The organism is Afipia sp. MLSD5-FHT05B12 (assembly GCF_058793355.1).
This window is the reverse complement of record NZ_JBXAFS010000019.1, coordinates 25,885-46,149: the sequence shown is the minus strand read 5'-3', so window position 1 is coordinate 46,149 and position 20,265 is coordinate 25,885. Positions and strand designations below refer to the sequence as shown.

Sequence of the window (20,265 nt, the reverse complement as noted above, 5' to 3'; positions counted from 1 at the left end):
GAGCTGCGCCGGCGTGGCAACGTCGCCGCCAACAGGGATTTGACGGCGCACCATGACTCTTGCAATCGAGACACCACGGCCACGCACCGCGACTAATCTCGCGCTGCTGTTGCTGCTGGCGACGCTGTGGGGCTCGGCTTACACCCTGATCAAGATCGGCGTGGAGACCATTCCGCCGCTGACCCTGATCGCGGCGCGCACGCTCGTTGCGGGAACCATCCTGCTGGCGATCTTGCGTCTGCGCGGCATCGCCATGCCGCGCGATCCGGCGGTATGGAAGCGCTTCATAATTCAGGCCTGCCTCAACAGCGTCGTCCCCTTCACGCTGATTGCGTATGCCGAGCGCCATGTCGGCGCGGGTCTTGCCACCATCCTGGGGTCGAACGCGCCGATCTTCGCGTTCCTGCTGGCGCTGCTGTTCGTCCGCCATGAGCGTCCGACATTGCGCCAGTCGTTTGGTGTCGCAGCGGGGCTTGCCGGAATCTGTCTGGTTGTCGGCGTTGATGCCTTCAGCGGACTTGGACAGGATGTGATCGCGCAGCTCGCACTGGTGTTCTCCGCCGTTACGTTCGGCGCGGCGGCCCTGTTCGGGCGCAATTTCAACGGGCTCCACGCGATGGTGCCCGCTGCCGGATCGATGATCTGCGGCGCGATCATGCTGACGCCGCTCAGCCTCATCGTCGACCGGCCGTGGGCATTGGCGCCGTCGGCGGCGTCCATCGCGGCGCTGGTTACGCTTGCGGTGTTCTCGACCGCGCTCGCCTTTGTGATCTATTTCCGGCTGATCCAGACGCTGGGATCGGTCGGCACAACGGCGCAGGCCTATCTGCGCGTGCCGATCGGCGTGGCGCTGGGAGTTGGTTTTCTCGGAGAAACCCTGCCGCCGACAGTCTGGATCGGACTGGTTTGCGTCATCATCGGCATCGCCGCAATGACGATTCCTTCACGAAAAGCATCGCCGCGCACCTGATTGTTTGCGTATCGCGCCGCACGACAGCGTCTCCTTGTTTTCCATCTATCGCTCATTTTGCGTCGTATTGCGTCATTGACCGGCAGGCGCTCCTTCCGCAATCTATGGCGATGGCCGGAGAATCTCAGAGTGACAAGAACACGGGCGCGCGAACGAGCCTTGAAAAGGCGCTGCTGCCGATCCTGATCTTCGCGCCGTCGGTCGCCGTGCTGTGCTGGACAGCGGCGTGGATTTTTCGCGACGAGTTTATCTTCAAGGCAACGCTGATCGGGCTCGGCTGCTTCACCATCATGGTCGGCGCGGTGGCCTGCCTTCTGGTGCTGCTGAAACGGATCGATCGCTGATGATCCGTCCTACGGTTTTTCGACCGGCACCTTCCGCCGCGTCATGAAATCCACGACGCGGTCAGGCGTCAGTGCGCGGCCGATGGGACCGAGATGCGCGATGACACCGACGCTGTAGCGGGTCCGGGGACGTTTCACCGTCGCAGCCTTGAAGATCACGCGCGCCACGGTTTCCGCGGACATCACGCCGAATCCATGGGGATCGAGGAAGCTGTGCATGCGCTGGGCAAGGCGCTGTTTGAAATACGCATAAGGACTTTGCGATCCGGTGTCGGGAATAGTTTTAAGAAGCGTTTCCTCGAAGTGCGTGGCGATGGGGCCCGGCAGCACGTTGACGACGTCGATGCCGAACGGTTCGACTTCGGGACGCAGGGCGTCGGTCAGCGCTTCGATGGCGAATTTCGTGGCGTGATAGGCGCCGCCGCCGATCGAGGAGACGCGGCCCGCCACCGAGCTGACGTTGACGATCCGCCCGTGCCCGGCGCGGCGCATCGCCGGCAGCGCCAGTTGCGACAGCCGCAGGCCGCCGAAGACATTGGTTTCGAATTGCCGCCGCAGCGCGTCGAGCGAAATCTCTTCCAGCGGACCATACTGACCGTAGCCCGCATTGTTGACAAGAATTCCAACCGCGCCGAACTCGCGCTCGATCGTCTCCACGGCTGCGCGCCGCGCAGCCTCATTGGTGACATCGAGCGCCAGCGTGCGGCAGCCGAGCGCGCGCAGGTCATCGAGGGTGGAGATGTCCCGTGCCGTGGCAAAGGTCTCATAGCCTGCTCTGCGAAAGATGATCGCGGCGGCATGGCCGACGCCGCTGGAACATCCTGTGATCAGCACCGGGCCGGCGTCTCTGTCGGGGGAATGCGTCATTTCCGGCGCGCAGATTTCTTTTTGCGTTTCGCGGCGGGCGCGGAGGCGCTGGCGCTTCTGCGCAATGCCTCCCGCAGGTCCTTCGGCACGCCGTGTTTCTTCAGGAGGTCGGCGAAGGATTCATCGGCAAGTTCCTGAAGCGTCGCCATCCGGTCGCGGCCGAGCTGAACCAGGGCCTGGTACGTTGCTTCGTCGAATGCGATGACCTTGCGCATGCCAACCCCGTCGGATGACCGGACATTCAAGCTGTCATCATACAAGGGGTTCCCCCGGCCCCGGTCAACGCCTTCAGCGTGCGACAAGTGCGACCACGAACAATGCGCTGGCCGCGGCCGAGGCAACCGTCCGCAGATGGTTCCAGAAGGTCCAGTCCTTCAGGTAACGCGCCCACACCGCGGCGGCCTCGGCGCCGGACGGATCGGCGGCGTCGAGCGCGTTGTTGAGCGGCACGTTGAAGGTCACCGTGCAGACGAACATTCCCGCGACATAAAGGATGCCCGCAGTGAGCATGGCCGTAGCGGCGGTCTCGCCAAGACGAAACAGCGCCAGTCCGGCGAGTGCGAGCGCCGCCAATGTCGTTCCCCAGAACAGCGGCATGAATAGCGATCGCAGGATCGTGGTGTTGATTGCCTGCATGGCGGAAATGCCGTGTACCTGCGGGATCCGGCCGAGCGCGGTCATGATGAAGGCGGAGAAGGCAAAGTACAGCCCGGCCATCATGCCGCAGCCGATCGCGGAGAACCACAGCAGCGTAGTGGTAACCGATTGGGTCATGTCAGATCCTCCATACGCCGGTTGCCTTTGTCCCGCGGGCATAATGGCTGCGTTTTCGAGCGGCTGCCAAGGCAGGACCTGCCTCGCCGCATGGTCACACATTCGTTCCTTGACGGGCCGGGACACCGGAGGAACGCTTGATCCGGGCAGGCTTGTCGGTGCGCTGGAGATTGCGAACAATGAACAGACAGAAAATCATTCTGGCCGCGGCGGCGCTAGCGGCGTTTTCGATTTTCGGCACGGGGCTATCGGCCGCGCGCGATTATCCGTTCTGCAGGAAGGGTGAAGCTGGGCCGGGCGATTGCCGATACGATACTTACGAGCAATGTCTGGCCGCGGTGTCCGGCACGGCCGCCTACTGCCAGCGGAATTTCTGGCTTGCGCCGGCAGAGCAGGGCAGTCAGCAGCCGCGCGCCCGCCGTGCGCCTCGTCCCTGAAGCGACGAAGACGGTGCGCGCGCAAGCGACACGCGCGGATCATGATTTCACCCGTTATACACGGCGCGATCATTTAAGCTGAATTTTCCCCTAACGCGCTTGAATCAGGCATGCAGACGCGACGCCATTGCCGGTGTTTGCGCGGCTTTCCCGCCCGCACCATCGATGTCGCGGGGGTTGCCGGCTTTGGACGCAATCTTAACTGTGTCATTTTACTCAAATGAAATTCCCGCATGTGCTTATGACGGCGGATGCAGAAGCGCCGTTGTGAAGGACCAGCAAGAACAATGACCTTACGGTCCATCAGTCATCTCGGAGCAGCTCTGCAACGGATCAAACTCCAGTTCACGCGCAGCATGCCCTGCGGCGGCGATCATAGCTTGCGCCGCAAGCTACTGATCGGGACCGGAATCGCGCTTGTCTGCACCGCGGTCCTTGCCGTCAGCTTGATCGGCCAATCGCTCGACGACTATCGCCATGCCCGGCAGAATCTTCGCGGGCTGGAAAGTTTCCGGCTGATCCTCGATACGGCCAATCTTCTTTCGGCCGAGCGCGGGCCGTCGAACAGCGTGCTGGGTGCCACAGCGGCGGAGCACGGTGCGCTACGCGAACGTCTCACGGCATTTCGTGCCCGCTCGGACGCAATCCTCGATCAATTGTCCACGAGCGCCGGCGTCCCGCCGGGACTGCTCGCCCCCGCGAAGGCGCAGCTTCAGAAAGGCCGGCAGGAGGTGGACCGCGTCGCGGCCATTCCGCGCGATCGCCGCCGTCTCGAAGACGTGCAATCCGTCATCGAGCACATGTTCGATGTGGTCGATATTTTTCAGTCCGTCGTCATATGGAAAGCAGGCGATCTGACGGCGCAGAATCCCGAACTGGCCGCGCCCGTCATGGTCGGGCGGATCTTTGGAGAATTGCGTGAATATGGCGGCAGGATCGCGTCTCAGATCATGGCGCCGATCGCCGTCAGTCAGCCATTGCAGCTCAAGCATCTTGTGGACAGCAACCGGACGCGCGGCCGTATTCAGGAGTTGTGGCAGCTGGCCGGAAATCAGAAGGTCATCGGCAGCCGCGATCCGCGTCTTGCGTCTGATCTGGGCGACGCGGAGCTGATGTTTTTCGGCGAAGGTCTGGGCATTCTCGACGGGCTGATCGCGGAGGGCCGCAAATCAGGCAACTACTCCCTGACGGCCGACGAGTTCACCGTCCGCTTCGTCAAAACCCTGAAGCCGCTCGAACGCCTGCGCGGAGATTTTCTAGACGTCACCATCGAGCGATTGACCGAGCTTCGCAACGGCGCGCTCGCGACCCTCGCGGTGACGATCGCCATCACGATGATCATTCTTGCCATTCTGGCCGGCCTGCTGGTCGCAGCCCAGCGCTTTGTGTTCGGTCCGCTGATGCGGGCGCGGGAAGCCGTGATCGTGCTGGCGGAAGATCGCCCCACTGTACCCCTTCACGAGCCGCATCATCACGCCACCGAGATGCGGCGGCTGTTCGACGCCATCGAGATCCTGCGCGACAGTCTGGCCGAGCGTGCATCGCTGACGAAGAAGCTCAAGCAGCAGGCGGAGACCGACGGCCTGACCGGGCTGATGAACCGCCGCGCACTCGACATGATCGGCGAAAGCCATACCAGCAGCCAGGTGATGGCGGACGGCGCTTGCCTGATTCTCATGGACATCGATCATTTCAAGTCGATCAACGACCGCTACGGTCATCTCGAAGGCGATTGTGTCCTGAGAGAGAGCGTGCGGCTGGTGCGCCCGATGCTGGGCCAGAATGACATCTTCGCCCGCTTCGGCGGCGAGGAGTTCGTCATCCTGATTCCAGGGGGCGATCTCAGCGAGGCGAACGCGCTGGCAAGGCGGATTCGCGCCGCGCTGGAAACGCACGAGATCGCTTTGTCCAACGGCGCCGTGCTTGCTGTTACGGCGAGCTTCGGCGTCGCCAGGGGCAGTCTGGGTCAATTCGCGTGGCGGAGGCTGGTCGAAGCCGCCGATGCCGCGCTTTACCGCGCGAAATCCGATGGCCGCAATTGCGTCCGCCACGCACTGACACCGCAGCCGACGCTGGTGCCGGATCTGCCGCAAGGCGACGGTCTGAATGCCCCGCGCGAAAATTCGCCGCAGATACTCACGATTGCCGGAGGAGCGCCGGCGGCGAAGCGTTCGTTATAGGCGCAGCGCACGTCGGGGGGTCCCATGGCGAGGCTCGGCAGATCAAGGCTGCCCGCCTGTCGACAGCCCGCCTATATCGCGCGCCGGCAAATCCTATGAGATTGCTATATTCGCGGCGCCGCTCCCCTCTCGAATTCCAATGACGTTTGGCTCATCTGGATGGCGTGACCACGCTTGGTCGCTACCCGAGGAGCCCGTCATGTTATTCCATCTCACACCTGCTGCGCGGCTGGGCAGGATCGCGGATCGCTTGCAGTCCACCGGCGCGGTAACGGCCGGTCTTGTGTCGGAGATTGTCGCCGAATGCTGCGATCGCCTTCCGGCATCGGGTCAGGGCCGCGCTGCGGCGCATCTGCGCACACTGACAGAGGCCGGCGCCTGGACCGATGCGGCCGTGATGCTCATGGAGACGGAGCTGCCGCGGTGGAGACTTCGCCGCCTTGTGTACGACGAAGGCGAATGGCATTGCGCGCTCTCGCTCCAGCGCGATCTTCCTGAATGGCTGGACCGGGCGGTGGAGACCAGCCACGCCGAACTGCCGCTGGCCTTGCTGAAGGCGTTTGTCGAAGCCAAGAGACGTGACGGCGAAACTGTCGAAGACACTCAACCCGCGACAGGTTCCGGCATTCGATCGCGGCAGTCCTGGCCGGTTTGCTGCGAGAATTTCGCATAAAGCGTGGCGGCGGCCTGAAGGCGTTCGCGGACCCCCAACTTCATCACCCCAGACAGGTTCTCCGCAGGAGACGAATCGTGAAGCAGACTGAACCTCCGTTGTGTCGCTCGGGTTTGGTGTTTGTCGGCAAGAACAGCCGCGGCAACTGGGTTGCCCAGGAAGAGAACGGCCTTTTCGGCGGTCTGTTTATCAACCGCGCCGAGGCGGTTCGATATGCGCTGTTCGAGAACGGTCGCCGGCTTGAGGCTGTTGTGGCCGCATCCAATGGACTTGAGATCGACATGGGCCGGACGCCTCATTCCTCACACAACCGCTAGAGAATCCCGCTCTCGGTTTCAGCCGCATGTGAAGAAACGTCTCCATGATGCATCATTCGGCTCCCTGGCTAGCTGGCTACATCCCCGATCTGCCGACGCCTTTCGACGGCAACGACGAAATCGATTCGGCCGCGTTCAGGCAACTGTGCGAGCGCCAAATCGCGGCGGGCGCGGCCGCGCGGCGGTCATTGCCGGCGCGGGTTCCAATTCAACGAGCCAGGCCATGGAGCTGACAAGGCGGGCGGAGGCGGATGGCGCCGACGCAGTGCTGTCGGTGGTGCCTTACTACAACAAGCCGACGCAGGCGGGCATCCATGCCCACTTCCGCGCAATCGCGGATTCGACACGCATGCCGATCGTTCTGCACGATGTTCCATCCCGCACGATCCGCGAGCTGGCGGATGATACCCTCGCGCGCCTTGCTGAATCGGATCAGTTTATTGGCGTGAGAGATACAACCGGCGATGTCGCGCGTCCGCTCCGCTTGCGGTCGCTGGTTCGGCCGGATTTCCGGCTGCTGTCGGGAGACGACAGAACCGCGCCGGCCTTTCTGGTCCACGGAGGAGACGGATGCATCTCGGTCACATCGAACATTGTGCCGGACCTTTGCCACCAACTGTATCTGAGCTGCAGGCAGGGCGAGTTGCAGGCTGCGCGACATTCCGCGTTCCAGATGGGACAATTGACGGACGCTTTGCTGCGGGAGGCTAATCCCGCCGCGCTCAAGTATGCGCTCAGCCTGCTTGGCCTGATGTCGCCTCGTCTTCGGCTGCCGCTGGTTGAATTGACGGCTCCATCGAAGGCCGAGGTTGCGCGGGCTTTGGAGGTCGTCTGCGATGGGGTGGCGTGTGCGCTGCCCAACTGATGTCGGCTCGCCTGCAAGGCGGGAAACCGGCGAGTATCGCGCCAGGATTGTGCAATCCTGGCTGCTGGCGCTGTTGCGGTTTGCGATCACGTCGGACAACAACGACAGACTGGCGGTTTACGCGATCGCGGCGGAGGTCGACGGGCGGGTTACGCGATCGACGGGTTTCAGTTTCTTCCGCAAGACCAGCGCGGAGTTTTGCAATGCAATCGCCAATCCGCATCATGCCGCCAGTTCTGCCATCCTGCGGCGTCATCTCGATCGGATGGAGAATGGCCGCCTGAAACAGGCGTTCGCCGCGGCCCTCGAGCATCATCGCCCGGAACCGCGCGCAAGGCTCAAATCGGCCAGATCGAAGGGGCGGCGGGATCTGTGGAAAGGGCTTCCGGCGCGGCCCCGGTCACCACGGCGGGTCGGGTCTTTATGAGATTCCTATAACGTCGCGCTCCCGCCCATCTCGAAACCCTATGGCGCAGATGCCATTCCATCCCGGCACGGAAGCTGCGGGATGTCCTTGCGCTTCGGACATGCGCTGAGACACGCCCGGGACCGCACCGCCAAGGAGCATTTCAATGTTGGACGTCATCATGCTGGCCCTCGGACTGGGCTTTTTCGCGTTGTCGGTGGGTTACGTCTACGCCTGCGACAGGCTCTGAGGGGAGAACGATCATGATCTTCGACTACGCACTCGCCGGCATCGTTTCCGCCGGATTGCTGTTCTACCTGACCTACGCGCTGCTGCGGCCTGAACGGTTCTAGACACAGGTCTCTCAAAGCGAACACCGCGCGCAAAATCACGAAAGCACACGACCATGACTGTCATTGGCTGGATTCAAATTCTGCTGTTCTGCGCGATCATCGTCGCGCTGGCGAAGCCGCTCGGCGGCTACATGACGCGCGTCTTCAACGGCGAGCGCACGTTTCTCTCGCCGATCCTGCGCCCGGTCGAAGCAGGGCTCTACTGGATCAGCGGCGTCGATGAAAAGCGCGAGCAGCACTGGCTGACCTACACGGTCGCGATGCTGTTCTTTCACGTCGGCGGCTTCGCGATTCTCTACGCGCTGATGCGCTTCCAGGCTGTGCTGCCCTTCAATCCGATGGAGCAGTCCGCCGTCGCGCCGGATCTGTCGTTCAACACCGCCGTCAGCTTCATCACCAATACCAACTGGCAGAACTACGGCGGCGAAAGCACGCTGTCGTATCTGACCCAGATGCTTGGCCTGACCCACCAGAACTTTCTGTCCGCCGCGACGGGCATCGCGATCGCCGTGGCGCTGATCCGCGGGTTTGCGCGCTCGTCCGCGCGCACCGTCGGAAATTTCTGGGTCGATGTCACCCGCACCACGCTGTACGTGCTGCTGCCGATCTGTGTTGTCTATGCGCTGTTTCTGGTCTGGCAGGGCATGCCGCAGACGCTCAGTGCCTATACCGATGCGACCACGCTCGAGGGCGCCAAGCAGACCATCGCGGTCGGTCCGGTCGCATCGCAGGTCGCGATCAAGATGCTGGGTACCAACGGCGGCGGTTTCTTCAACGTCAATGCCTCGCATCCGTTCGAGAACCCGACGGCTTTGTCGAACTTCGTGCAGATGCTCTCGATCTTCGTCATCGGCGCAGCGATGACCAATGTGTTCGGCCGCATGGTGGGCAACCAGCGTCAGGGCTGGGCCATCCTGGCCGCGATGGGCGTGCTTTTTATCGCGGGCATCGCCGTCACCTATTGGGCAGAAGCTTCCGGGACGTCCGCCATGCAGGCGCTGGGTCTCACCGGCGGCAACATGGAAGGCAAGGAAGTCCGCTTCGGCATCGTCGCATCGTCGCTGTTCGCGGTGATCACCACCGCTGCGTCCTGCGGCGCCGTCAATGCCATGCACGACTCATTCACCGCGCTCGGCGGCATGATCCCGCTGATCAACATGCAACTCGGCGAACTGATCATCGGCGGCGTCGGCGCGGGTCTGTATGGCATGCTGCTGTTCGTCGTGCTGGCGATCTTCGTCGCCGGTCTGATGGTCGGCCGCACGCCGGAATACGTCGGCAAGAAGATCGAGGCGCGTGAGGTGAAGATGGCGATGCTCGCCATTCTGATCCTGCCGCTGATGTATCTGGGCTGGACCGCGGTCGCCGTCGTGCTGCCGTCGGCCGTCGCCTCGATGGCCAATGCGGGGCCGCACGGCTTCACCGAGGTGCTCTACGCCTTCACGTCCGCGACCGGCAACAACGGATCGGCGTTCGGCGGCCTCACCGGCAACACGCTGTTCTACAATCTGACGCTGGCGTGCTCGATGCTGGTCGGCCGCTTCTTCATGATCGTGCCGGCGATGGCTCTGGCGGGATCTCTTGCACAGAAGAAGTCGATCCCGCCGTCCGCCGGCACGCTGCCGACCACAGGCGGTCTGTTCGTCGGCCTCGTTGTGGGCGTGATCCTCATTGTCGGCGGTCTGACATTCTTCCCGGCGCTCGCGCTCGGGCCGATCGTCGAGCATCTGGCGATGACCGCGAACACCCTGTTCTGATCGATCCCTTTTGGAGTGACAATCATGGAAACATTAAAACTGCAAAAGCGGACAGCGGGATCGGCGATGCTCGATCCGAAGATCGTTCTTCCCGCGATCGGCTCGGCCTTTGTCAAACTCGATCCGAGGGCGATGGTCCGCAATCCGGTGATGTTCGTGGTGGAAGTCGTCGCCGCGCTGACCACGGTTATCTTCCTGCGTGCGCTGCTCACCGGCGGCGAGGATATCGGCTTCACTTTCCAGATCATCCTGTGGCTCTGGTTCACGGTGCTGTTCGCCAACTTCGCGGAAGCGGTCGCGGAGGGCCGCGGCAAGGCTCAGGCCGAGTCTCTCAAGAAGACCCGCACCGAAAGCCAGGCCAAGCTGCTGACCGGCGACAGCAAGACCTACAAGATGGTGTCCGGCACCAGTCTGAAGGTCGGCGACATCGTGCTGGTGGAGGCGGGCGACAATATTCCTTCCGACGGCGAGGTCATCGAAGGTGTCGCCTCTGTCAACGAGGCGGCGATCACAGGCGAGTCCGCGCCGGTGATCCGCGAGTCCGGCGGCGATCGTTCGGCGGTGACCGGCGGCACGCAGGTTCTGTCCGACTGGATTCGCGTGCGCATCACCGCGGCGCAGGGCTCGACCTTCATCGACCGCATGATCAAGCTGGTCGAGGGCGCCGAGCGCCAGAAGACGCCCAACGAAATTGCGCTCAACATCCTGCTCGCGGGTCTGTCCATTATCTTCGTGTTCGCGACGGTCACGATCCCGAGCTATGCCGCCTATGCCGGTGGATCGGTGTCGGTGATCGTGCTGGTGGCGTTGTTCGTCACATTGATCCCGACCACCATCGGCGCGCTTCTGTCCGCCATCGGCATTGCCGGCATGGATCGCCTGGTGCGTTTCAACGTGCTGGCGATGTCGGGTCGTGCGGTCGAGGCGGCGGGCGACGTCGATACGCTGCTGCTGGACAAGACCGGGACCATCACCCTCGGCAATCGCCAGGCGACGGCATTCCGTCCCGTGCATGGCGTGACCGAGCAGGAGCTTGCGGATGCTGCCCAACTGGCGTCGCTGGCCGACGAGACGCCGGAAGGCCGCTCCATCGTTGTTCTTGCCAAGGACAAGTACGGCATTCGTGGCCGCGACATGGGCGAGCTTGGCGCGACCTTCGTTCCGTTCACGGCGCAGACCCGCATGAGCGGCGTCGATGCCGGCGGCTCGTCCGTGCGCAAGGGCGCGGTCGATGCGATCATGAACTATGTCAACGGTGGTCCGCGCGCGGCGGTTGCCTCAGGCGGCACGGCTCGTGCGATGTCTCCGGCGAGAGACGCGGACACCGTCCGGGAAATCCAGACGATTGCCGATGAGATCGCGAAAGCGGGCGGCACGCCGCTGGCCGTCGCGCGGGACGGCAGGCTGCTTGGCGTGATTCACCTCAAGGACATCGTCAAGGGCGGCATCCGCGAGCGCTTTGCCGAACTGCGCCGCATGGGCATCCGCACCGTGATGATTACCGGCGACAACCCGATGACCGCGGCGGCCATCGCCGCCGAAGCGGGCGTGGATGATTTTCTCGCCCAGGCCACACCCGAGGACAAGCTGAAGCTCATCCGCGACGAGCAGGCCAGGGGCAAGCTGGTCGCCATGTGCGGCGACGGCACCAACGACGCGCCGGCCCTGGCGCAGGCCGACGTCGGCGTGGCGATGAACACGGGAACGCAGGCGGCCCGCGAGGCCGGTAACATGGTCGATCTCGACTCGAACCCGACCAAGCTGATCGAGGTGGTGGAAATCGGCAAGCAACTGCTGATGACGCGCGGCGCGCTGACCACGTTCTCGATTGCCAACGACGTGGCGAAATACTTCGCCATCATCCCGGCGATTTTCCTCGCGTTTTATCCGCAGTTGCAGGCGCTCAACATCATGAACCTGTCGAGCCCGCAAAGCGCGATCCTGTCGGCGATCATTTTCAATGCGATCATCATCATCGCGCTGATTCCGCTGGCGCTGAAAGGCGTTGCCTACAGGCCGATCGGAGCCGGCGCGCTGCTGAGCCGCAACCTGCTGATCTACGGCGCCGGCGGCATCATCATTCCGTTTATCGGCATCAAGGCGATCGACCTGATCGTGACCGCCCTGCACCTGGCCTGACGCGTGGTCCCGGAACGTGGACACCGGTTTTCGGAAAAGATCATGCGCAAGCACAATGGAGACACACAATGTTGAAAGAAATCCGCCCCGCATTCTTCATTCTCATCGGTCTTACGCTCATCACCGGCCTGGCCTATCCACTCGCCATCACCGGCATTGCCGGCACGGTCTTTCCGTATCAGGCGCAGGGCAGCCTGATCGAGAAGGACGGAAAGACAATCGGATCGGCCCTGATCGGTCAGGAGTTCAAGGACGACAGGTATTTTCATGGCCGTCCGTCGGTAACGACGGCGGCCGATCCAAATGACGCGACCAAGACTGTGCCTGCGCCGTACAACGCGGCGAATTCTTCCGGCTCGAACCTCGGTCCGACCAGTAAGGCGCTGAGCGATCGCATAAGCGAGGACGTCGCTAGGCTGAAGGCCGAGAATCCCGCGACGCCGGTCCCGGCGGATCTGGTGATGTCCACGGCCAGCGGTCTCGATCCCCACATTTCGCCGGAGGCCGCGCTGTTTCAGGTCCCGCGGGTGGCGAAGTCGCGCAAGCTGCCGGAAGACGCCGTTCGCAAACTGGTTAACGACAATGTGGAAGGCCGGTTCGCAGGGCTGCTCGGCGAACCACGCGTGAATGTGCTGGCGCTCAATCTGGCGCTGGATCGCGCGGCGAAGTAGCATCCAGCGTCCTGAATCCGAAGTTCGCTTCCTTCTGTGATGCGAATGTCAGAATCGGACTACTAGTTCTTAATCCGTGAGGACCTGAATGCCAGATGGCAATCATCCGCGACACTGAACAACGGCCCTCGCCGGAAGCGCTGCTTGAAGCGGCCCGCCGTGAAAACGGCGGCGGCCGTCTCAAGATTTTTCTCGGTGCCGCTCCCGGCGTCGGCAAGACCTATGAGATGCTGCAAAGCGCGCATGCCAAGGTGAAAGCCGGCGTGGATGTGGTGGTCGGCGTTGTCGAGACCCATGGCCGGCTGGAAACGCAGGCGCTGCTGCACGGGCTTGAAATCCTTCCGCGCAAGGGTCTGGCCTACAAGGGCCAGACCCTTGACGAGATGGATCTCGATGGATTGCTGGCCCGGCGGCCGAAGATCGCCGTCGTCGACGAACTCGCGCACACCAATGCGCCCGGCAGCCGTCACCCGAAGCGCTACATGGATGTCGAGGAACTGCTGGACAACGGCATCGATGTTTATGCCGCCGTCAATATCCAGCACATCGAGAGCCTGAACGACGTTGTCGCGCAGATCACGCGCGTGCGCGTGCGCGAGACAGTGCCCGATTCCATCATCGACCGTGCCGACGAGATCGAACTGGTCGACCTGACGCCGGGCGATCTGATCCAGCGCCTCAAGGAAGGCAAGGTCTACGTTCCCAAGCAGGCGGAGCGCGCGCTTGAACATTACTTTTCGCCGGGCAATCTGACCGCGCTGCGCGAGCTGGCGCTGCGGCGAACCGCCGAGCGTGTCGATGAGCAACTGCTCAATCACATGCAGGCCAACGCCATTCCGGGACCCTGGGCCGCGGGCGAACGAATTCTGGTTTGCGTCAGCGAAGATCCGCGCGCCGCCGGCCTGATCCGCCATACCAAGCGCCTCGCGGACCGGCTGCACGCGCCCTGGACAGCCATCTGCATCGAAACCCGGCGAAGCTTGCAGTTGAGCGATGCCGAGCGCGACCGGATTGCAACCACGCTGCGGCTCGCTGAGGCGCTGGGAGCCGACGCCCTGACGATTCCCGCCGTCGAACGCCGCATTGCCGACGACATCCTCACCTTTGCGCGTGCCAACAACGTCACCCAGATCGTGATCGGGAAGGCGAGCCGTTCCTGGTGGTTTGAACTGGTGCGCGGTTCGGTTGTCCACGATCTGGTGCGGCGCGCCGGAAATATCAGTATCCATGTCATTGCCGGCGACAAGCTCGATCCGGAGACATTCGCAGGCAAGGGCGTGCGGACGGCGGAGCGCGCCGAAGCCGCCGATCCGCTGCCGTATGTGGTGGCGCTCTCGCTCGTCGCGCTCGCGCTCGGCATCAGCAAACTGATCTTTCCGTTTCTCGGCGTCGAGAACGTCGATCTTGTGTTCCTGACCGTCGTTGTCGCCGTGGCGGTCCGGTTCGGTCTGTTCCCGTCGCTGGTCGCCAGTATCGCGGCGTCGCTGTGTTACAATTTCTTCTTTCTGCCGCCGGTCTATACGTTCACCATCACCGATCCAACCAACGTCGCGGCGTTTTTCTTCTTCATGCTGATCGCGATTGTCGTTTCCAACGTCGCGGCGCGGGTCCGGACCCAGGCCGTGATGGCGACGGCCAGAGCGCGCACGACCGAGTATCTCTATTCGTTCAGCCGCAAGCTGGCCGGAACGGCGACGCTGGACGACGTGTTGTGGGCGACGGCGTACCAGACTGCGCTGATGCTGAAGGTGCGCGTTGTGTTGCTGCTGCCCGAGCACGGCCTCATCACGGTCAAGGCGGGATACCCGCCGGAAGATGAACTCGATCAGGCTGATCTGGCGGCCGCCAACTGGGCGTGGAGCAACGATCGCCCGGCAGGGCGCGGCTCCGATACCCTGCCTGGCGCCAAGCGGCTGTTTCTCCCGATGCGCACCGGGCGCGGGCCGATCGGCGTCATCGGCATCGATGATGACCGCTCGGGTCCGATCCTTACGCCGGACCAGACCCGGCTGCTGGATGCCCTGATGGATCAGGGCGCTCTTGCGATCGAGCGCGTGCGGCTCGTGGAAGATATCGATCACGTCAAGCGTGTGGTGGAGACCGACCGGCTGCGGTCGGCATTGCTGACCTCGATCTCGCACGATCTGAAGACGCCGCTGGCCTCGGTGCTCGGGTCCGCGAGCACCCTGCGCGATCTGTCCGGCCAGTTGACCGACACGGAGAAGGGCGACCTGCTCGCGACGATCATCGATGAATCCGAACGCCTCAACCGCTTCATCGCCAATCTGCTCGACATGACCAAGCTTGAATCCGGCGCGATCGTGCCGAATTCGGCGCCGCACGATCTTGGCGAGGTCGTCGGCAGCGCACTGCGGCGGGCCAGCAAGATTTTGATCCGGCACCGCGTCGATCTGGAATTGCAAGCCGATCTGCCGATGCTCGATCTCGACGCCGTGCTGTTCGAACAGGTGCTGTTCAACCTGCTGGATAATGCGGCGAAGTATGCGCCTGCCGGCAGCCTGATCCGGATTCAAAGCTGGCGGGAAACCGATTCCGTTTGTCTTCAGATCCTGGACGAGGGCGATGGCATTCCGCCGGACGAACTGGAGACGATCTTCGACAAGTTCTACCGCGTGCAGAAGGGCGATCACGTCCGGCCGGGCACCGGCCTCGGGCTTGCCATCTCGCGCGGATTTGTGGAGGCCATGCATGGCACCATCTCGGCTGCGAACCGGTCGGATCGCACAGGTGCTGTTCTGACGATCCGGCTGCCGATTCCGAAAATCACTGAAACGCTGGATATCGCCGCATGAGCCCCGCTCCGCTCAGGATTCTGGTGATCGACGACGAGCCGCCGATCCGCAAGCTGTTGCGGATGGGTCTGGGCACGCAAGGCTATGAGATTTTCGATGCGCCCAACGGCAAGGCAGCACTCGCGCTTCTGGACAACAGGCCTGATCTCGTGATCCTCGATCTCGGCCTGCCCGACATTCAGGGGCATGACCTCCTGCGCATGATCCGTGCGCGCGACGAAAGCGTGCCGATTGTCGTCCTGTCCAGCCGGGGCGACGAAACCGGCAAGGTTCAGGCGCTCGATCTCGGCGCCGACGATTATATCACCAAGCCGTTCGGCATGGATGAACTGCTCGCGCGCATCAGGGCGGCGCTGCGTCATCAGCTGCAAGTTCATGGTGAACGTCCGGTTTTCCGCACCGGCGATTTGTCGGTCGATCTGGTAAGGCGGATCGTCAAGGTTGGCGACAGGGACATCAGGCTGTCACCGAAAGAGTATGATCTGTTGCGTGTGCTGGTTCAGCACGCGGGCAAGGTACTCACCCACAAGTTTCTCCTGCACGAGTTGTGGGATGAACTGACCGATGCGCAGTATCTGCGCGTCTATGTGCGGCAGCTGCGGCAGAAGATCGAAGGCGATGCGGAGCGGCCGCAATACATTCTGACCGAGACGGGCATCGGCTACCGGCTGCGCGCGCCGGATTGATGTCATTCCTCCGTTAAAAATCGCACGATGCGCGGTTCTGGATCACTCATGAAGATTTCCGACTTTCTTGCTCCCTCCGATATCGCGCTCGATTTGCGGGTGCCAAACAAGGAGCAACTGCTGCAAGAACTGGCGCGCAAGGCGGCCGCAGGCCTCGGCTTGCAGGCGGACTATGTCGCGTCCGAGCTTCAAAAGCGCGAACAGCTCGGATCGACCGGGATGGGCAGCGGCGTTGCGATACCGCATGCGCGGTTGCCGATGGTGAAGCGGCCATACGGTCTGGTGGCGCGGCTGAAACCGGCGGTTGATTTCGATGCGATCGACGGGCAGCCGGTCGATCTGGTGTTTCTGCTGCTGCCTCCGGCTCCACCGGAGGCCGATCAACTGACCGCGCTGGCGCTCGTCGCACGGACATTGAAGACAGCCGGCATCCTTGAACGGATGCGGCGCGCTAAACAGGCGTCCGACATTTTTGCGGTCATGACCGGATAGCGCCGCGTCGTGCGATGCGCGCCCGGCGGGCGAAGACGGCTGAGGGGCGAGCCCCCAACAGGCGGGACTAGTGCGACAGCATGATCCAGCCCGGCGGGTTCATCAGGACGGAGCGCGTCGCGCCGCCGAGAATGAATTCGCGCAGCTTCGAGTGCCCGTAGGCACCCATGACCAGAAGATCGATGTTGTGATCGGCAACATAGTTCTCGATGAAGCTGCCGATGGTGTGCCGGTCGGTCTTCTTCACGTCCTCGTAAATGGCGTCGACGCCTTCCGAGGTCAGCTGTTGTGCGATCTCGCGCCCGCGTGCCGCTGACTGCATTGGCTTGTCGTCCGTTGCCGAGAAGATCCTGACATGAGATGCGCGGCGCAGAAATGGCATGGCGTCGCCGACGGCACGGGCCGCGGGCCGGCTGCCATCCCACGCGACCGCGACGTTCGCAAAGGATGTCGCCAGAGGACGCACCGGACGTTCTGGAAAGATCAGCACCGGGCGGCCGGTATCGAAAATCAGACGTTCCGCGATGTCCTGATGGTGGCCGTCATCGCGGCGAACCGGGAGAACGGTCATATGATGAAGGCGGGCTTCCTCCACCAGCAGACGGACGCCTTCATAAGGGTTTCGCTTCTCGATTCTGCATTTCGTCAGAACAGAGCGGTCCATCGTGATTTCCCGGAAGGTGTTCGCGAGGTCCCGGGCATTCGTTTCGCTTTTCCTCGCCTCGGTTTCGAGGAATTCTCCGATGTGAGCGCCCTCGAAGTACAATCCCGGTTCGATCTCCGTTTCCAGAACGAGGGCTGAGATGCGCGTGCGAATTTGCCGATGAGGCCGGGCAATATCGCAAGGCTTCGACAGGCTCTCCGCCAGATCCACGACTGCGTCGATAGCGGCGGCGTCGGTAGGCTCCGGGTAGTTGAGGAGCGGAAAAAAGACATCGCGAATGGCCATTGCGGATTCTCCCTTTCGCACATGATGCGGGGAGGGCGGCGGGCCGTCTTGATCTGGATCAGAGGCGCCGCTTCCAGGGAGAATAGTCTTTCAGATAGCCAATTCTTGGCGCCGAGCCTCAAGGAGGAGCGAATGAAGGCCCATCACATCATGACCCATCATGTCATTACAGTTGGCCCCGATGCGACGCTCGCCGAAGCCGCCCGGCTCATGCTCGCCAACCACTTCAGCGGCCTGCCCGTCGTTGACGCAAAGGGCGATCTTGTCGGCATCGTGACAGAAAGGGATTTCCTTCGCAGGGAGGAGCTTGATACCCAGCGGAAGAGGCCGCGCTGGCTTGAATTCATCCTGGGTCCTGGCCGCATGGCCGAGGACTATGTGAAGACAGCAGGCCGCAAGGTTCGCGAAGTTATGACGCAGAATCTCTACACCGCGTCTGAAGAGACTCCGCTGGCCGATATCGTTCTGCTCATGGAAAAACATAACATCAAGCGCGTGCCCATCCTGCGCGGGAACAAGATCGTCGGTATGGTCAGCCGGCAGAACTTTGTGCAGGCTGTTTCGAGCCTGTCGCGCGATCTGCCAGATGCGACGCCGGATGATACCAATCTCCGCAACCGGATTCTTGCGACCATCGAGGAACACCATTGGGCCCCGATCGGGATCAACGCGATCGTCCGGAACGGTGTCGTCGATCTGTGTGGTGTCATAACCGACGAACACGTTCGTCAGGCGATCATCGTGGCGACGGAAAATGTTCCGGGTGTCGAACAGGTCCACGATCACCTGGCGTGGGTCGATCCGATGTCCGGCGTCTATCTTCTGTCGCCGGAGGGGGATATGGAGAATCCATCCATGCAGGCGAAGGCATCGTAAATGGATCCGATGCCGTAAGGCCTAGTTCGCGGTCAGTCCCTTGCTCAAATTCGCCCTCACGGTATTTCTGCTGGAACTGACGCCTGGGCCAAACATGGCTTATCTCGCAGCATTGTCGCTCGCGCGCGGCCGCGTCGCCGGTCTTATCGCGGCCGCGGGAATAGCATTTGGCCTCGCCACCCATGCCGTTCTTGTGGCCGTCGGTGCGGGAGCCGTTATTCAGAGCTATCCGGTCCTGTATGAACTGCTTCGATGGGCCGGCATTGCCTATCTTCTCTTTCTGGCCTGGGAAGGCTGGCAGTCAGCGCCAGACACCTTGTCCAAGGGGCCGCTTGTTCCATCCGTTGCAGGCTCTCTTTTCTGGCGGGGATTTCTCTCGAACGTCTTTAATCCGAAGTCGATCCTGTTCTTTCTGTCGGTCGTGCCGGGCTTCATCGATCCGGCCAGCACGCGATCTGTCGCCGTTCAACTGGCGATACTCGGCACGGTCGCCGTTGCTGTGGCTTCAATGGTGCATTTGGCGATCGTGATCGCGGCGGATCAATCGGGCCGATGGATCGCCGATGACCGTAAGCGCGGCATCGTCCGGCGAACGCTTTCGGCGATACTGGCGCTGATGGCGGTCTGGCTGGCTTGGGCGGCCATCGCCGGCTAGCCGCGAGAAGATCGTCAGCGCCCGAAGGTCACGCCGATCCGGTTCCCCCGCCGCCAGACGACCTGGCACGGACGCTGCCGCTGTTCCATTTCAAGAATCAGAACAAACGCGTCGGGCAGGGCCGACGAATGTCTGACGCTGAGCGCGGCGCCGGCCGCCGACAGATTGTGAACGGTGCAGGTCACAGAGCAATCGCCGACGACGATCGATCCTGCCTTGTGAACCTTGCGTCTGATGGCAGCGCGCATCTCTTTCATGGCGGGCTTGCGATCCGCGAATCCGTCTCAGTTTACATATCGATTACATATCGATGTTGTGCAGCTTGCGGCGATTGCGCAGGATGATCTGGCGCGCGCCGGAAAAATCGAGCACGCCTTCGCTATGAAGTTGTGACAGCGCGCGCGACACCGTCTCCAGCGTCAGGCCCAGATAGTCGGCAATATCCCTCCGGGACATCGGGAGAGCCATCGTGCCGGTGCCCGCGAGGCGATGGTCCATTTCGAGAAGGAAGGTCGCAACGCGCTCAATGGCGGTCTTTCGGCCGAGCAGAAGCATATGATCCTCGGCGTGGCGCAGGTCGCTTGCCGTCATGGTCCAGAGATTGCGCGCAACGTGAACGTCGGTGGCCGCCGCCTGTTCAAGGCCGCGGCGTTTGACGAGGCGCACCGTCGTATCGACAACGGCCTCCGCGGTCAGACGATGGACGCTGCCGGACACCAGCCCGAAGACGTCGCCAGGCAGATGAAAGGCGCCGATTTGACGCCGGCCGTCGGAAAGCAGCTTGTAGCTGCGAACGGCGCCGCGGACGACCTGATAGACGTAATCCGCTGGCTCGTCTTCGCCGTAGATTTCCTCGTCCCGAGCGTAGCAGAATTCGGTCGCAATCAGATTGGCGTGACCGGCGACAAGGCCGAACTGGTCGGAGGCCGGCATGCCGCTGATAACGGCTTGGCTGTTGACGGCTGCGTTGGCGGTGGACTGGGTGAGCATGGCCATCTCCTTTGGCGGCGGATGGCTGTTTCTACCGTGGACGATGCGTCG

23 protein-coding genes are annotated in these 20,265 nt (G+C 62.6%); 17 read left to right on the top strand and 6 right to left on the bottom strand.

Annotation, left to right across the window (positions count from 1 at the left end; genetic code table 11):
* The first annotated feature begins 52 nt into the window (after window positions 1–52).
* Window positions 53–970: a DMT family transporter gene (locus AC1Q6J_RS19410; protein ID WP_492280818.1), complete on the top strand. Its 918-nt coding sequence runs from the start codon at window positions 53–55 to the stop codon at window positions 968–970.
* 110 nt (window positions 971–1,080) lie between these two features.
* Window positions 1,081–1,314 carry a hypothetical protein gene (locus AC1Q6J_RS19405; RefSeq protein ID WP_492280817.1) on the top strand — a complete coding sequence of 78 codons (234 nt, stop codon included), beginning with the start codon at window positions 1,081–1,083 and terminating at the stop codon, window positions 1,312–1,314.
* 9 nt (window positions 1,315–1,323) lie between these two features.
* On the opposite strand, the gene AC1Q6J_RS19400 is transcribed toward AC1Q6J_RS19405, so the two are convergent.
* The 3 genes from AC1Q6J_RS19400 to AC1Q6J_RS19390 form a co-directional block, all read right to left on the bottom strand.
* Window positions 1,324–2,181: an SDR family NAD(P)-dependent oxidoreductase gene (locus AC1Q6J_RS19400; protein ID WP_492280816.1), complete on the bottom strand. Its 858-nt coding sequence runs from the start codon at window positions 2,179–2,181 to the stop codon at window positions 1,324–1,326.
* The gene (locus tag AC1Q6J_RS19395) at window positions 2,178–2,396 is read right to left on the bottom strand and encodes a hypothetical protein (RefSeq protein ID WP_492280815.1); all 219 of its coding nucleotides are present in this window, start codon (window positions 2,394–2,396) and stop codon (window positions 2,178–2,180) included. The genes AC1Q6J_RS19400 and AC1Q6J_RS19395 overlap by 4 nt, the downstream gene beginning before the upstream one ends.
* A gap of 73 nt (window positions 2,397–2,469) precedes the next feature.
* Window positions 2,470–2,955, bottom strand: coding sequence for an anthrone oxygenase family protein (locus AC1Q6J_RS19390; protein ID WP_492280814.1), 486 nt, complete (start codon window positions 2,953–2,955; stop codon window positions 2,470–2,472).
* A 179-nt stretch (window positions 2,956–3,134) separates the two neighbouring features.
* On the opposite strand from AC1Q6J_RS19390, the gene AC1Q6J_RS19385 reads away from it, so the two are divergent.
* The 13 genes from AC1Q6J_RS19385 (at window position 3,135) to AC1Q6J_RS19325 (ending at window position 16,744) form a co-directional block, all read left to right on the top strand.
* Window positions 3,135–3,392: a DUF3551 domain-containing protein gene (locus AC1Q6J_RS19385; protein ID WP_492280813.1), complete on the top strand. Its 258-nt coding sequence runs from the start codon at window positions 3,135–3,137 to the stop codon at window positions 3,390–3,392.
* Between the two features lie 287 nt (window positions 3,393–3,679).
* Entirely contained in the window at window positions 3,680–5,572 is a 1,893-nt protein-coding gene (locus AC1Q6J_RS19380) for a GGDEF domain-containing protein (RefSeq protein WP_492280812.1), read from the top strand.
* Window positions 5,573–5,771: 199 nt separating this feature from the next.
* The gene (locus AC1Q6J_RS19375) at window positions 5,772–6,245 is read left to right on the top strand and encodes a hypothetical protein (RefSeq protein WP_492280811.1); all 474 of its coding nucleotides are present in this window, start codon (window positions 5,772–5,774) and stop codon (window positions 6,243–6,245) included.
* A gap of 77 nt (window positions 6,246–6,322) precedes the next feature.
* Window positions 6,323–6,562 (top strand): hypothetical protein, encoded by a 240-nt coding sequence (locus AC1Q6J_RS19370; RefSeq protein ID WP_492280810.1) that lies wholly within the window; start codon window positions 6,323–6,325, stop codon window positions 6,560–6,562.
* A 223-nt stretch (window positions 6,563–6,785) separates the two neighbouring features.
* The gene (locus AC1Q6J_RS19365) at window positions 6,786–7,427 is read left to right on the top strand and encodes a dihydrodipicolinate synthase family protein (RefSeq protein ID WP_492280809.1); all 642 of its coding nucleotides are present in this window, start codon (window positions 6,786–6,788) and stop codon (window positions 7,425–7,427) included.
* Window positions 7,411–7,854 carry a hypothetical protein gene (locus AC1Q6J_RS19360; protein WP_492280808.1) on the top strand — a complete coding sequence of 148 codons (444 nt, stop codon included), beginning with the start codon at window positions 7,411–7,413 and terminating at the stop codon, window positions 7,852–7,854. Before AC1Q6J_RS19365 ends, AC1Q6J_RS19360 begins: the two co-directional genes overlap by 17 nt.
* Before the next feature lie 242 nt (window positions 7,855–8,096).
* Window positions 8,097–8,186 carry a K(+)-transporting ATPase subunit F gene (locus AC1Q6J_RS19355; protein WP_235101630.1) on the top strand — a complete coding sequence of 30 codons (90 nt, stop codon included), beginning with the start codon at window positions 8,097–8,099 and terminating at the stop codon, window positions 8,184–8,186.
* A gap of 53 nt (window positions 8,187–8,239) precedes the next feature.
* Window positions 8,240–9,943: a potassium-transporting ATPase subunit KdpA gene (kdpA, locus tag AC1Q6J_RS19350; protein ID WP_492280807.1), complete on the top strand. Its 1,704-nt coding sequence runs from the start codon at window positions 8,240–8,242 to the stop codon at window positions 9,941–9,943.
* Window positions 9,944–9,967: 24 nt separating this feature from the next.
* Complete coding sequence (kdpB, locus tag AC1Q6J_RS19345; protein ID WP_492280806.1) at window positions 9,968–12,082, top strand: potassium-transporting ATPase subunit KdpB; 2,115 nt, start codon at window positions 9,968–9,970, stop codon at window positions 12,080–12,082.
* A 68-nt stretch (window positions 12,083–12,150) separates the two neighbouring features.
* Complete coding sequence (locus AC1Q6J_RS19340) at window positions 12,151–12,753, top strand: K(+)-transporting ATPase subunit C (RefSeq protein WP_492280805.1); 603 nt, start codon at window positions 12,151–12,153, stop codon at window positions 12,751–12,753.
* Window positions 12,754–12,848: 95 nt separating this feature from the next.
* Entirely contained in the window at window positions 12,849–15,566 is a 2,718-nt protein-coding gene (locus tag AC1Q6J_RS19335; RefSeq protein WP_492280804.1) for a DUF4118 domain-containing protein, read from the top strand.
* On the top strand, window positions 15,563–16,252 hold the full coding sequence (locus AC1Q6J_RS19330; protein ID WP_492280803.1) for a response regulator transcription factor: 690 nt from the start codon (window positions 15,563–15,565) through the stop codon (window positions 16,250–16,252). Before AC1Q6J_RS19335 ends, AC1Q6J_RS19330 begins: the two co-directional genes overlap by 4 nt.
* 48 nt (window positions 16,253–16,300) lie before the next feature.
* Complete coding sequence (locus tag AC1Q6J_RS19325) at window positions 16,301–16,744, top strand: PTS sugar transporter subunit IIA (RefSeq protein ID WP_492280802.1); 444 nt, start codon at window positions 16,301–16,303, stop codon at window positions 16,742–16,744.
* A gap of 67 nt (window positions 16,745–16,811) precedes the next feature.
* Here AC1Q6J_RS19325 and AC1Q6J_RS19320 read toward each other — a convergent pair whose 3' ends face one another.
* Window positions 16,812–17,693, bottom strand: a complete 882-nt coding sequence (locus AC1Q6J_RS19320; protein ID WP_492280801.1) for a universal stress protein — start codon at window positions 17,691–17,693, stop codon at window positions 16,812–16,814.
* Between the two features lie 132 nt (window positions 17,694–17,825).
* On the opposite strand from AC1Q6J_RS19320, the gene AC1Q6J_RS19315 reads away from it, so the two are divergent.
* Both AC1Q6J_RS19315 and AC1Q6J_RS19310 read left to right on the top strand, forming a co-directional pair.
* Entirely contained in the window at window positions 17,826–18,569 is a 744-nt protein-coding gene (locus tag AC1Q6J_RS19315) for a CBS domain-containing protein (protein ID WP_492280800.1), read from the top strand.
* A 40-nt stretch (window positions 18,570–18,609) separates the two neighbouring features.
* Window positions 18,610–19,224: a LysE family translocator gene (locus tag AC1Q6J_RS19310; RefSeq protein ID WP_492280799.1), complete on the top strand. Its 615-nt coding sequence runs from the start codon at window positions 18,610–18,612 to the stop codon at window positions 19,222–19,224.
* 14 nt (window positions 19,225–19,238) lie between these two features.
* Here AC1Q6J_RS19310 and AC1Q6J_RS19305 read toward each other — a convergent pair whose 3' ends face one another.
* Complete coding sequence (locus tag AC1Q6J_RS19305) at window positions 19,239–19,481, bottom strand: PilZ domain-containing protein (protein ID WP_492280798.1); 243 nt, start codon at window positions 19,479–19,481, stop codon at window positions 19,239–19,241.
* A 43-nt stretch (window positions 19,482–19,524) separates the two neighbouring features.
* Window positions 19,525–20,214, bottom strand: a complete 690-nt coding sequence (locus AC1Q6J_RS19300) for a helix-turn-helix domain-containing protein (protein ID WP_492280797.1) — start codon at window positions 20,212–20,214, stop codon at window positions 19,525–19,527.
* Between the last annotated feature and the right edge of the window lie 51 nt (window positions 20,215–20,265).